Source organism: Pseudomonas sp. ArH3a (assembly GCF_022648765.1).
Lineage (GTDB): Bacteria > Pseudomonadota > Gammaproteobacteria > Pseudomonadales > Pseudomonadaceae > Aquipseudomonas.
Window position 1 is genome coordinate 3312795 of record NZ_CP080330.1, and the last position, 12791, is coordinate 3325585.

At 58.3% G+C, this 12791-nt stretch carries 8 protein-coding genes and 2 pseudogenes; 4 read left to right on the top strand and 6 right to left on the bottom strand.

From position 1 onward, the window contains the following. Positions 1–12 precede the first annotated feature (12 nt). Positions 13–421: pseudogene (locus tag K0P33_RS15070) on the bottom strand (DNA polymerase ligase N-terminal domain-containing protein); the annotation flags it as partial. A 47-nt stretch (positions 422–468) separates the two neighbouring features. Further along, positions 469–546 (bottom strand): annotated as a pseudogene (locus K0P33_RS15075) (hypothetical protein); the annotation flags it as partial. A 184-nt stretch (positions 547–730) separates the two neighbouring features. On the opposite strand from K0P33_RS15075, the gene K0P33_RS15080 reads away from it, so the two are divergent. Both K0P33_RS15080 and K0P33_RS15085 read left to right on the top strand, forming a co-directional pair. Continuing rightward, positions 731–1045, top strand: a complete 315-nt coding sequence (locus K0P33_RS15080) for a hypothetical protein (protein ID WP_094952462.1) — start codon at positions 731–733, stop codon at positions 1043–1045. Positions 1046–1057: 12 nt separating this feature from the next. After that, complete coding sequence (locus tag K0P33_RS15085; RefSeq protein ID WP_094952461.1) at positions 1058–2215, top strand: PQQ-dependent sugar dehydrogenase; 1158 nt, start codon at positions 1058–1060, stop codon at positions 2213–2215. 1006 nt (positions 2216–3221) lie between these two features. Here the strand turns inward: K0P33_RS15085 and K0P33_RS15090 are convergent. Further along, positions 3222–3701 (bottom strand): nuclear transport factor 2 family protein, encoded by a 480-nt coding sequence (locus tag K0P33_RS15090; RefSeq protein WP_094951126.1) that lies wholly within the window; start codon positions 3699–3701, stop codon positions 3222–3224. A 55-nt stretch (positions 3702–3756) separates the two neighbouring features. After that, the gene (locus K0P33_RS15095; protein ID WP_094951127.1) at positions 3757–4320 is read right to left on the bottom strand and encodes a TetR/AcrR family transcriptional regulator; all 564 of its coding nucleotides are present in this window, start codon (positions 4318–4320) and stop codon (positions 3757–3759) included. A gap of 124 nt (positions 4321–4444) precedes the next feature. Here K0P33_RS15095 and pssA point away from each other — a divergent pair, with 124 nt between their 5' ends. Together pssA and K0P33_RS15105 are read left to right on the top strand one after the other, a co-directional pair. Beyond that, positions 4445–5788: a CDP-diacylglycerol--serine O-phosphatidyltransferase gene (pssA, locus tag K0P33_RS15100; RefSeq protein WP_094951128.1), complete on the top strand. Its 1344-nt coding sequence runs from the start codon at positions 4445–4447 to the stop codon at positions 5786–5788. Between the two features lie 125 nt (positions 5789–5913). Next, positions 5914–10584 (top strand): hypothetical protein, encoded by a 4671-nt coding sequence (locus K0P33_RS15105; RefSeq protein WP_242155941.1) that lies wholly within the window; start codon positions 5914–5916, stop codon positions 10582–10584. A gap of 52 nt (positions 10585–10636) precedes the next feature. On the opposite strand, the gene efeO is transcribed toward K0P33_RS15105, so the two are convergent. Both efeO and efeB read right to left on the bottom strand, forming a co-directional pair. Further along, a complete protein-coding gene (gene efeO, locus K0P33_RS15110; protein WP_094951130.1) occupies positions 10637–11455 on the bottom strand; it encodes an iron uptake system protein EfeO in 819 nt (272 codons plus the stop codon). Positions 11456–11480: 25 nt separating this feature from the next. Further along, positions 11481–12785, bottom strand: coding sequence for an iron uptake transporter deferrochelatase/peroxidase subunit (gene efeB / locus K0P33_RS15115; protein WP_094951152.1), 1305 nt, complete (start codon positions 12783–12785; stop codon positions 11481–11483). Between the last annotated feature and the right edge of the window lie 6 nt (positions 12786–12791).

Consider the following 12791-nt stretch of genomic DNA (forward strand, 5'->3'; position numbering starts at 1 on the left):
GAATCACTGTGCTGGCTTGCCGACCCAAGCATCGCTGAGCACGCTTTTGGGCTGCTCCTCAACGATGTCGTCGTCGCGCGGGCCGCGCTTGCGGGTCCTTTTCCTTGATCAGTAACCATTGCTCCTTGTCGCCGCTGCCTTTGCGGCGGGTGCGCACCAAGGCCCAATCGCCGGCGAGTTTTTCGCCGACCAAGGTGAATTTGAGTTTGCCGGCGGCATAGGCCAAGTGCGGGTCGTCATGCGGTTGCCACATGCCACGGTCCCACACAATCACATCGCCTGCGCCGTATTGGCCTGCTGGGATGCTGCCCTCGAAATTGCCAGAGCTCAGCGGGTGTTCTTCCACGTGCACCGCCAGGCGTTTCTGGGTCGGGTCCAGGCTTGGGCCTTTAGGCACCGCCCAGTTTTTAAGCACGCCATCGGGTCCATGCTGCGTTTGTCCAGCCAATCAAAATCAACGCCTTGCTAGGACGTGGCTGAGACCAGTGATACCGGGATATGGACCAAGCCGAAACGGATGGCGCCTTTCCAGATTGCCCTTGGCATGCCTGCGTTTCCTTGAGAAGAGACTGTGTTCGGGCGACTCGCGGGCGCCGAAAAAAGTTTCGGCGGGCAGATGCGCGGACAGATTGTGTTACACCTGATGAGAAACTATTTAGTGTCGAAAGCCGAACCCAAGGCGTAGCGTGTTATCGAAAGCACGTACCACTCGCCCTAGAGAGGCTTTGTCATGAACAGTTGTGTGCGTCATCTCGCAGTACTGGCGTTGGGCCTGGCGCTCACGCCATTGGCCCAGGCTCAAAGCCTGCCCGGCAGAAGCGATGGCAACAACAGCCCAATTCACCGGGCCAACCCCAACAGCATGCAGGGCACGCAGCCCAATGCGCCGGCGGTTCGCGGTATCCAGACCGGCCCGACCAGCCCCGCACCGACCGTGGAAAACGGCGGCATCGGCAACCGCTATCCAACGCGCAATGCCGCCCCCAGCCGTCCCACCACCGAAACCAAAGCCCCCACCTATGATGCCAACGGCAATCGCCGGTAAGGATTCCGTCTTATGTTTCTACGCAAAACCCTGCTAGCCGCTATTTGCGCAACCACGCTGCTGCCACTGGCGGCGGTTTACGCCGCCGACGCCCAGCAATTCCCCAGTGAGCAAGGCAGCATCACCGCGACCCCGATCGTCAAAGGCCTGGACCACCCCTGGGCGGTGGCGTTTCTGCCGGATAAACAAGGCTTTTTGGTGACTGAGCGCCCAGGCCATCTGCGCTTTGTGAGCGCGGACGGCAAGTTGTCCGCACCCTTGACCGGCGTGCCGCAGGTATGGGCCAAAGGGCAGGGCGGCTTGCTCGATGTGGTGCTGTCGCCGGGCTTCAAGGAAGACCGTATGGTCTACCTGTCGTACGCCGAAGGTGGCGGCGAGGGTGGCAAAGCCGGCACCGCCGTGGGGCGTGGGCGGTTGGCGGATGATTTGAGCGGCTTGAAGGATTTTAAGGTGATCCTGCGCCAGGAGCCCAAGCTGTCCACCGGTAACCACTTCGGCTCGCGCCTGGCGTTTGACCGTGATGGCTACCTGTTCGTGACCCTCGGCGAGAATAATGATCGGCCGACGGCCCAGGACCTGGACAAGCTGCAAGGCAAGGTGGTGCGCATCTTCCCGGATGGCCGCGTGCCGGATGACAACCCTTTTGTCGGCCAGCAGGGCGTACGCCCGGAAATCTGGTCGTATGGCCAGCGCAACCCGCAGGGGCTGGCACTGAACCCGTGGAGCGGTACGATCTGGGAAAACGAACATGGGCCACGCGGCGGCGATGAAATCAACATCATCGAACGCGGTAAGAACTACGGTTGGCCGCTGGCGACCCATGGCATCAATTATTCCCTGACACCGATTCCCGAAGCCAAAGGCAAGACGGTGGAAGGCACGGTGGCACCGCATCACGTCTGGGAGAAATCACCGGCCATCAGTGGTATGGCGTTTTATGACGCCGACCGGTTCAAGGCGTGGCAGCACAATTTGTTTATAGGTGCGCTGGCCAGTCAGGAGTTGATTCGTTTGCAGTTCGATGGCGATAAAGTGATCCATGAAGAACGCTTGCTCGGCGGTTTGAAAGCACGGATCCGCGATGTGCGGCAGGGGCCGGATGGGTTTTTGTATGTACTGACGGATGAGGATGACGGTGTGTTGTATCGGGTAGGTCTGAACCAGGACTGAATGTGGAAATGGGCTCGTTTGGGAGCTGGCTTGCCTGCGATATAGACAGACTCGGTCTGTCAAGTTCACCGAGGCGATGCTATCGCAGCATAGGTATCTACACATCTTTTTATGGGTTGAATTCTTGGGTTGTCGCGGGGGCGCTGGGTACATATCCGTTATTTGGGTAACGGCTGCTATTGGTTCCGCTCTTACAGCGGGTCACTTTTGGAAAAGAGCCCCAAAAGTAACCAAAAGGGCTCTTGCCCCACCACTCGGCACCTCGCTCACGCTTCGGTGTGCCCTCACTCCGGCTTTGGACCGTGGGCCGCCGCCATGGGCCATCCTTGGCCCATCGCGGCTAAACCGGCGTCCTGCCGGTTTACCCCCGCTCCAAAGCCTGCGTTCGGCCAGCGTGGTTTAACGGGGCGCCTAAGATCAAGATCAAAAGCAAGAGCACGGCGGCCTAGTAGCCGACCTGAGTGGTTAGATCAAAAGCACGGCTGAGGCGGCCTGCTAGCCGACCTGATCTTGGAGGCTGAACTCAATCTAATGTGGGAGCTCATTACATCAGCTAGATAGGGTGGTGCTCTGCTTCTGCTCTGCTTCTGCCTTGCTTTTGCTTCAACCACTCAGGTCGGCTACTAGGCCGCCGTGCTCTTGCTTTTGATCTTGATCTTAGGCGCCCCGTTAACCACGATGGCCGAACGCAGGCTTGAATCCGTGGGTAACCCGGCAGGACGCCGGGTTAGCCGCGATGGGCCAAGGATGGCCCATGGCGGCGGCCCACGGATTCAAGCCGGAGCGAGGCACCGAGTGGTGGGGCAAGAGCCCTTTTGGTTACTTTTGGGGCTCTTTTCCAAAAGTGACCCGCCGTAAGGGCGGAACCAATAGTCGCCGTTACCGCAGCAACGGATATGTACTCAATCTACCTAAACCATCGCAGGCTAAAAGCAACACAAAAAGTTGCGTAGATACCTATGGCTATCGCAGGCAAGCCAGCTCCCACAGGGTGACCGGGCAGCGCTTAAAGCCCCAGCTCAGACAACCCAGGATGATCATCCGGGCGCCGACCCAGCGGCCAATGAAACGTGCGCTCGCTTTCCTTGATCGGCAGGTCATTGATGCAGGCAAAACGGTTAGCCATCAGGCCGTTCTCGTCGAATTCCCAGTTCTCATTGCCATAGGAGCGGAACCAGTTGCCGGAATCATCGTGCCACTCGTATGCATAACGCACGGCGATACGGTTACCGGTAAAGGCCCACAACTCCTTGATCAAGCGATAGTCCAGTTCCTTGGCCCATTTGCGGGTGAGGAACCCTTTGGCTTCTTCACGGTTATGCGCGAATTCCGCACGGTTACGCCACTGGGTGTCGAGGGTGTAGGCCAGGGACACCCGTTGCGGGTCGCGGGAGTTCCAGCCGTCTTCGGCCAGGCGAACTTTCTCAATAGCCGACTCACGGGTAAACGGCGGCAGCGGCGGGCGTACTTCTGCGTTAGATGACATGGGAACTGCTCCAGAGAACAATAAGGTTTTGGCCAACGTTGTGTGGCCTGTGCGTTCAAAGTGCCAATAACGTGCGCGCCATGCCTTGCGCATTATCAGCGGCGGTTGAATCGCCCATGACCAGGGCAACGGTAATGGCGCCATCGATCAGGATCAGCAGCTGCGCGGCCTGCCGTTCGGGGTCGGGGGTGCCATGTGCTTTGCACAGTTGGAGTGTGTACTCGAACAGTTTCTGTTTATGCGCCTTGGCCAGCAGGCGTACCGGGTTTTGCGGGTCGCCGGTTTCACCACTGGTGTTGATAAAGGCGCAACCGCGAAAGTCCGCCGAGCCAAACCAAGCCTTCAGGGCGCTGAACAGTGCCAGCAAACGCTCGCCACTGCCTTCGCTGCGCTCCACTTCGCCGCGCAACCACTGCATCCAACGCTCGTCACGGCGTTGCAAGGCGGCAATCACCAACTCGTCTTTGTTGGCGAAGTAACGGTAAATACTTTTGCGCGAGACCCCGGCGGTTTTTACCAGCAGGTCCATGCCGGTGGCGGCGATGCCATGGCGATAGATCAACTTCTCGGTGACGTCGAGGATAATGTCGCGGGTTTCATTGAGGGGCATGTCATTCATGCTGCCTACAGTAGAATGATCGTTCTCCTTGGTCAATTAACTTTTCCGCTCTTCGCCGACAAGACCTGAGCTGCCCCATGGTGTAAGCTCTGGTCCTCTTCGGATTCGACCCATTGCGAGCCTTATGCCGTCGTTCTTCAAACGCTCCCTGTTGCCCAAACTGCGCGGTTTTCCACTGACTCCCGAGGCCATCGAGGTGCTGTCCGGCGCTGCTGCGTTTCGTCGTTGCCTGCTGGAAAAAATCCCCCAGGCCACCCGGCGCATCTACATCGTCGCGCTGTACCTGCAGCAGGACGAAGCCGGCCAGGAGATCTATGACGCCTTGCACGCCGCCAAGGCCGCACGGCCCGAACTCGACATTGTGGTGGTGGTTGACTCGCTGCGCGCACAGCGCGGGTTGATCGGCGCCGGTAAGCAGCCGGGTAACAGCGCCTGGTATCAGGCCATGACTCAATCCCATGCCAGTGAAGTGCCGGTGTACGGTGTGCCGGTGCAGACCCGCGAGCTGTTCGGCGTGTTGCACCTCAAGGGCTTTGTGATTGACGACAGCGTGCTGTACAGCGGCGCCAGCCTGAACAACGTGTACCTGCACAAGTTCGACAAGTACCGCTATGACCGTTATCACCTGATCCATAGCCAACCGCTGGCTGATTCCATGCAGCACCTGGTGGAGCACGGCCTGATCACCTCCAATGCGGTGCATCGCCTGGACCTGCCGAACCCGCCCACCACCCGCAGCCTGCGCAATGATATCGGCGACCTGCGCAGCCGCCTCAAGCATGCGGCCTACGACACCACTACCGGGCTGCTGCCCAACGGGCACATGTCGGTGAGCCCATTGCTGGGTGTCGGCAAGAACAACCCGCTGAACCGGGTGATCCTCGAACTGATCGCCAGTGCCCAGCACCAGTTGACCATCTGCACGCCGTACTTCAACTTGCCGCTGCCGGTGACCCGGGAAATCAACCGCGCCCTCGCGCGCGGCGTGAAGGTTGACATCGTCGTCGGCGACAAGACCGCCAACGACTTCTACATCCCGCCCAGCGAGCCGTTCAAGGTGATCGCGGCGCTGCCCTATTTGTATGAAATCAGCCTGCGCCGCTTCGCCAAACGCCACCAGCCGATGATCGAAAGCGGCCAGTTGAACCTGCACCTGTGGCGTGATGGCGACAACACTTATCACCTCAAGGGCCTGTGGGTCGACCAGCGCTACACCTTGCTCACTGGCAACAACCTCAACCCGCGGGCGTTCCGCCTCGACCTGGAAAACGCCTTGCTGATCGATGACCCGCAAGGCCAGTGGCTGGGGCCACGGCGTACTGAGCTGGCGCAGATTTTCCAGCACACCACGCGCATCGAGCGTTACCAGCAACTGCAGACGCTGGTGGATTATCCGCAAGCGGTCGGCAAGTTTCTGCGACGGGTCAGCCGGGTGCGGATCGAGCGGTTGCTTTACCGCATCTTGTAACTCCCTGGTTTCGCCGACCCTGTTCAGAATCCTCCTACGTCCTTGATTGGGGCGCCTTTGTAATCTGCCGGTGGACGGTTCTTAGGGGCAAGAACTCTTGCGATCAATCGTGAAGAGAACTTGAAATGTCGACAAATATTACAAATCGCTTGACCACGGCTGATTACTTTTCGACTGGTCGCGATGGCGACACGGTAACCCTTAAACCCGTCATTGATCCAAGCCCTTCGGGTCGGGTCGGCGAAGCTGAAAATTCAACGGTTACAGGCTCGCCACGGCAGTGGGCAGGGCAGTTGGCGCAAGTCAGGCTTGACCAGCCCTTTACACGCGAAAGGCGCGCAATTGCTTCAGCCAGCTTTCACAGTCCGGCTGAAGCAGAGCTAAAAAGTCCGGGTTTTCCAGCGTCAGAAGCCGCGAAAAAAGCTGATGAGCGACTGCAAAAAAACCTCGTTCGATGGCTAATTACCAGCGTCCCCACTCAGCGCACAATTCCTAACAACTCCTCGATCAAACCCTTCATTGATGCCTTCAACGACGCAGTGCGCGCGCCACAGGTGATGGCCTGGTTCAGTTCCAAAGGTTTGGATTTATCGACAGTGCGTGTTTTCAGCGATGCGGTTGAAGGCACGGTGATTGAAAACGGTGAGAAAATCACGCGAAGGTTCACCTTTACCGACGGACTTGGTTGGGGGGCCGTCGGCGCAAAAGTAGCCGAAGCTGTGAGCAGGCTAAGCCCTGATAATTATGGGGTTCTGCTGCCGGATAAGAACACGGGGGAGTTTCGCTCCATCGACGCGATTCTTGATTTTTACGCTGTGGCACCACCGAGCAACCCAGAAGAGCGCGCCGCGCTTGGCAAACAGCTTAGAAAGCAGGGCTGGCCGCCGATAAGCGAAGCCAAACGTAACCTATGGCGCGGGAAGTTCAACGAACTTGTGCGGGCCAACAGTGATATCAATGACCGCATTCACACGACGTCACAACTGCAGACGCTGGTTCAAGGCAAGGGAGAGGGTGAAACGCTCGACCTGGGTGGTCAGCTCGCAGTCGTTAGTACAGGGTCGACGCTGACGTCGCTCAGTCAGGATATACGTGAGTTCTTTGTCAATTGGCTGGCGAGGCCAGCGTTCAAGACGTTCATTGATAAGTCCGGGCTTGGCCGTGAAGACAGCGTTTACAGGGTATCCGATGGCAACCTTGAAATACGCGACAGCGCTAACAAATGGCGGCCTCTGCAAAGCGCTCTTGAGGATGAGATCAGTAAGGTTCAGGTAGGCGGTAGTGCCGCTGATCAAACGGCTATCACGACCCTTAGTAACGATTTTCAGCGGCTCGTGGCGTTGAGCAAATCCACCGGTAACGCCCTATATTCGCGTCCCATGTACGATGTGCGTCAGGTCCTGGCGTATTCCGGGCTTGGGGCACCCAGTACGGTTGCGCAAGTGAAGTCGGCCATCGCCTCGCTTTCCGATACTGTGCCGCCCTCGTCGAACGCTGCAGAGCCTGTCTTTTTCGAGTCCTCTAAGGCCTCTTCAAACGCCGATCGATTACTCCAGTTATCGCTGGGTGGCTCAGCCTTGATGAGTGTGGCAGACAAGAACGTCCAGCTCCTGCCCGGCACCACTATTTTTCCCCTCTACGATGCCTACCGCGCGGCGTTTAATACGCTGGAACTCAAAGCTTGGTTCCTGAGCAAGGGCATGGCGTTGTCGTCGGTGGTTATCAAGCCTGACTCGGTCAGTGGCATGGTCACTCGTAACGGTGTAACGAGTATGAAAACCTTCACCACCAGTGATGGATCGGGCTGGTGGCAAGCCAGTACAACGTTGCGTATTGCTGCGCAGGGCCTTGACCCTCGGGGGAGGGGCATACCGTATGCCAGCGATGATAACGACGGCTTTTCCCGTGATGTGATTCTGCGGTGGTATGGCGTGCAGCCTCCGGCCAGCGATGGCAAATTGACGCGGGCCAAGCATGATCTATTGAAGGCCGATTGGTTTGCGTTGCCACCGGCTAAAAAAGCTGAGCGTGAGCGTCGCGTGGAAACGAGTCTGAAGGCTATTGACTCGCTGGATCAGCGCGCCCAGATGACAACCATCCTTACAACGCTTATCGCAGACAAGCCCGATGGCGAAGCGGTTGCACTGGGAGGTATCAAGGTGCCAATCAATAGCGCCTCGGCGCAGGCCAGGATCGGCGCCACCGAGGTGCAAATCGAAGACCTCCTGCGAGCCCACGGGATGGCGCCGCCAAAGACCGTGGGGGCATTGCGTAATATCGTGCAATGGCTCACCGCGACATTAGCGCCGCCTCCGCCCCAGGGAAACTACTCCCAGCTACTATCGAGCGATTGGGCGCCAGGGTACTTGTCTGCCGCTGACAAAACGTATTTGGCCCATTTGAGCGATGAAGATTCGCCGCGTAGTCCGAACACGTCCAGCCTCCTGCGTGTGCTGGATGTGGGCGGGATTCTTGAGAAAAAACCACTCGATGTTTTGCGTAATCAGGCGGATCGCTTCTTGGATAAGCTACTCGGCAGTCGCGTGGCGAGGCAGTGGGGCGACGAGATCGCCGGCAAGCGGAATTTTCGCGGGGCCTCGGGAACAACCCAACTGACAGCCCAGGAAAGCGCGCAATGGGTCATTGCCGCGGTAAAGCTGCAGATAGATCCTGACAGCCCTGGGCGCCCAGGAACAGTCGCCGGGTTTGATATCTATCAGGCAGGCAACAGCGGAAAAAGCATGGCCCAGCTGCGGGCGGATATCGAAGCCCACCTCATGAAAAACAAGCGGCTCGACCCCAAGGCTGCGGCGCTGGTTGCCCATCTATTCCTGGCAAGCGCGGCGCCTGAGCTTCTCGTAAGGGACATCCCAGCCACCCTGCGCGTGGGCTCCATGGAATGGTCCGACCTGCGCCTGGGCGTTGCAATGGCAGAGCGCCTGGGTGGTGCAGGGAGTTCGCGGGCCATGAGTTATAAGGACATCATGAGCTTCAGCCGCCTGTCGCCTCGAACGGAGCAGGAAGCGGCTGTGTTGGATAACTATGGGGTCGACATATTGATGGAGTGGGGCCTGATGCAGGGGCTTTACACCAAGGCGGCGGACGGTCGATACACACCGCAGCAGCATGAGCTGGCTGCTAAAGCCTTCGATGACCAACGCAAGCAACTTGTACACGCTCTGAAGATGTTTGTTGTACCGGTGCCGAATCGAAAAGACTTGGCGATGACGCATTTGCAAAAGGAGTTTGCGAACCTCAGCGTTGAACAGTTGTTAGCTCTGAGGGTAGGCGTTGCAAGCCAGAAAGAGCGTCGCAACATGAAGGGGTCTGAACCGACGACTCGCTCTTTGGTGGAAACGTACATGACCGGCGATCTTAAAAAGGGTCGCTGGATGCTGCTGGCTCCAGGCGAGGAGGTGCCTCAACCGCCCAAGCAAACAAGCCCGTTTGACTTTAACCGAGGCCTGAGCAAGGACGACCAAGCGGCTGTTGATAAAAATGTTGTGGTCTTGGACGCCAAGATTGCCAACTTACCCAATATAGAGGACCTATTGCCCGGCGAAGTTGACACCTACTTGAACAACCTGAAGGAAGGTTTGAGCACTGTCACGAAGCGTATGATTGCGGACCTGAGTTTGCCTGACCGCCAGGCCCTGGAGTTTGGTGAAGTCAAGCTGTTTACCTTGCGCGAGCAAGTCGATCTTGTGCCTACGTTGGATCAGACAGCTGAGCAACGCGAGGAACGGCGAGGGCGAAAAGGGACATTGATAAGCAGCAAGTACGAGGGAACGACCCGCTATTTTGAAGTGTTCCCGGATAAGATGCTGATCGTCAAACGCGGCGATCTTCCAGAACATTTGACCCTGGACGGTAGCCTGGAAGATGTTCCCAAGACTTATGGGCCGTGGGCGCCCACCATCACTCAATTGCAAAACGGGGCTGTGGAATCGTTTGATTTCAAAGCCTACAGTTCCAGCGCGTCTCCTCGGCCTGGTGCGACGTCGCCCGGCATTATCATCGAACAACTGGGTGGCACGTTGCAGGCCCCACCTGAACACGCCGGCGCGCAAACCGTTGTGCCCGACAGTTTTGCATCAGCTCGAACCCAGTCGATTGTCGAACGGATAATGCAGGGCAATTTTGTTCATCACCGCGACACCGTCTTGAAGGCTGCCAAGGGGGAGTTACCGCTGGAGGAACAGCGCACGCTGTTGAGCAACAACAAGAGCATTCTGTTGAGCATGATCCCCTTTGTAGGCGCGATGATGGATTTCTCTAATGGCAAATTTGTCGAAGGTACGAAAGGGCTGATTGTCGATACAGCAGGCGCCTTAATAGGTGGCGCAGCGTCCAGCTTGAAACCTTTAATAAAGTCCACAAAAGTCATTGCTCCCTTCGGAGCCAAGGCTTTTCAAGTACTGGAAAAGGGTGTGGTCACCGTCAGTGCTTTTTTAAACCCGCTGGATGGTTCGGCGGATCTGTTGGTAGCCGGTACAAAAGGCATCTTGGCGTTGCCTAAATTGTTGGCCAAGAGCCCGCAGTTGGATGCGTTGACCGCGCTGGGTGCCGTGGAGGAAAAGTTGCGCACCTACCTTGCGGTGAGTAGCGGCGTTAAAAAGGCGGGGAAGGCCTCAAAAACTGGCCTGCAGTCTGTCTCTTCCGAAGGAGAAAAAAAGAAGGGCGATGGTACGACGACGCAGGTCGATGGATTTTTGTACGTCATTAACCCGAGAACAGGTTTACCGATGGGCACGCCGCTGGATGTCTCTAATCCGCTGAGCATGATAAAGGCCTAAGGCAACGCCCCAAGTTCCCGGCCGCCTTAATGGCGGCACGGGAGCGGTTGGATCAGTTCAAACCCAACTTACCGCGCAGTGTCGACAGGTCTTCAGCCAAGGTATTGACCGGGCCCACCAGCGCCTTGCGGTCGTTTTCCTTCACCTTGTCGTAGGTCTCAAAGCCACCCTCCTTGGTTTTGTACTTGGCCAGGATCTTATCCACGGCGGCAAAATTCTTGTCGACCTTGGCCAGGAAGGCCTTGTCTTGCTTCTCGATCTGGCCACGGAACAGGTCGACGATTTTCTTCGCGCCATCGATGTTGCCCTGGAAGTCATACAGGTCGGTGTGGCTGTAGCGGTCTTCTTCACCAGAGATCTTGGTGGCGGCGACTTCTTCCAGCAACGCTGCGGCACCGCCGACCACTTTTTCTGGCGGGAAGGTCAGGCCATCCACACGGGTTTTCAGGTCATTGACGTCGGTGTTGAGTTTGGCGGTCAGGGTTTCCAGACCTTTGGTGCTGTTCTGGGAGAACAGCGCGTATTCGATGCGGTGGAAACCGGTGAAGTCTTCGGCGGTCACGCCTTTTTCGTGATCGTCGACACGCGAGTCGATCGAGGCATCAAGGTCGCTGAACAGCTCGGCGATCGGCTCGATGGACTCATAATGCACGCGGGTTGGCGCGTAGAGCTTCTTGGCGGTGGCCAGGTCGCCTTTGTCGATGGCGTCGGTGAACGCTTTGGTCTGGGTGACCAGCTCACCGATTTCTTCGGTGACGTAGATCTTGTAATCCGATACCGGGCCTACCAGGTCCAGCGGGGCGGTAGCGGCGAGCGCTGCCAGCGGCGAAAGGGTCATTAACAACGACAACGCGATAGTCGACTTCTTCATGGGACGTTTTCCGCTCGGGTTTGTTTTAGGTGTTGGCAGTGGTTTGAGGGTGCGTTGCGGCGAGCAGCGTGCGCCCAATGAAATCCTTGGGGCCGGTGACCCCCGGCAAGGTGAAGAAGTACCCACCGCCGACCGGCTTGAGGTATTCCTCCAGGGGCTCGCCGTTGAGCCGGGTTTGCACACTGATAAAGCCTTTCTCCAGGTCAGCCTGGTAGCAGATAAACAACAGCCCCATGTCCAGCTGACCGTTTTTGTTGACGCCGTTGGAGTAGTTGAACGGCCGACGCAGGATCAGGTTGGCCTGAGTCTGCGGGGTGCGCGGGTTGGCCAGGCGGATGTGGGCATCGAGCTTGGTCAATTTGCCTTCGGGGTCCTTGCTGTAATCAGGCACCTGGGCTTCTGTGTGGCCATCCATCGGCGCGCCCGTTGGCTTGATACGGCCGATGATGCCTTCCTGTTCTTGCAGCGGGGTACGGTCCCAGCGCTCAACGAAGTTGCGGATGATGCGCACGGCCTGGTAGCTGCCATTGGCGGCCCAGGCGGGTTCGTCGCTGCTGGGTTGCACCCAGACAATCTGGTCCATGGCCTTGGCGTCGTTGGAGTCCGGGTTGGCCGAACCATCACGAAAGCCGAGGAAATTACGTGCGCTCTGGGCCGGCGTGCCAGGCTTGGCAGGCGCCTGGGGCGGCACGCTGCCTTCCTGCTTCCAGCGCACCAACAGCAGGTCCGGCAGGTTCTTCACGATGTCGCGCAAGGCGTGGATATTGGTGTCCGGCGTGTTCGAGCTGAATTGCAGGCTCAGGTCGCCGTGACACTGCGCAGGTTCGAGCGCGTCGTTAGGGAAACCGACCATGCGGCTCAGGCGCTTGGGTTTTGCCGCGGTAAGGCCGAAGCGCTCGTCGAACAGTGACTCGCCAACGGACACGGTAATGGTCAGGTTGTCGGGGCTGACCACCGGGCCGAGAATGCCGGAATCGGTGGGCGGCAGTTTCGGGTCGACTTGTGGCACGGTGCCGCCTGTCATCAGGAACGCGATGCGCTCGTTCAGGGTGCGGAACAAACGCTCCAAGTCTTCACGGTCGCTGGCCAGTACGTCGAACGCCACCAGCATGCCGCAGGCCGGGCGTGGGGTGACGATGCCGCTCTGGTGCTTGCCGAAAAAGTCGTGGTGGTCCTGGGTCTTGTCACTGCGCGGTGCGGTGGTGACTTGCTCGGCCGCAGCGGCCATGGCCGGGCAGCTCAGGGTGCTGCCGGCAATCGCGGCGCCGGTGGCCGCCATGCCCAGCAGGACTCGGCGGCGTTGCGCGCAAAACTGTTCTGAATCACTCATGTAGTA

Bases quoted from the DNA above. Each gene is read 5' to 3' on its own strand.
- K0P33_RS15105 (WP_242155941.1), top strand. From the start codon at position 5,914: ATGTCGACAAATATTACAAATCGCTTGACCACGGCTGATTACTTTTCG.
- K0P33_RS15085 (WP_094952461.1), top strand. From the start codon at position 1,058: ATGTTTCTACGCAAAACCCTGCTAGCCGCTATTTGCGCAACCACGCTG.
- K0P33_RS15095 (WP_094951127.1), bottom strand. From the start codon at position 4,320: ATGAATGACATGCCCCTCAATGAAACCCGCGACATTATCCTCGACGTC.
- pssA (WP_094951128.1), top strand. From the start codon at position 4,445: ATGCCGTCGTTCTTCAAACGCTCCCTGTTGCCCAAACTGCGCGGTTTT.
- K0P33_RS15090 (WP_094951126.1), bottom strand. From the start codon at position 3,701: ATGTCATCTAACGCAGAAGTACGCCCGCCGCTGCCGCCGTTTACCCGT.
- efeO (WP_094951130.1), bottom strand. From the start codon at position 11,455: ATGAAGAAGTCGACTATCGCGTTGTCGTTGTTAATGACCCTTTCGCCG.
- K0P33_RS15080 (WP_094952462.1), top strand. From the start codon at position 731: ATGAACAGTTGTGTGCGTCATCTCGCAGTACTGGCGTTGGGCCTGGCG.
- efeB (WP_094951152.1), bottom strand. From the start codon at position 12,785: ATGAGTGATTCAGAACAGTTTTGCGCGCAACGCCGCCGAGTCCTGCTG.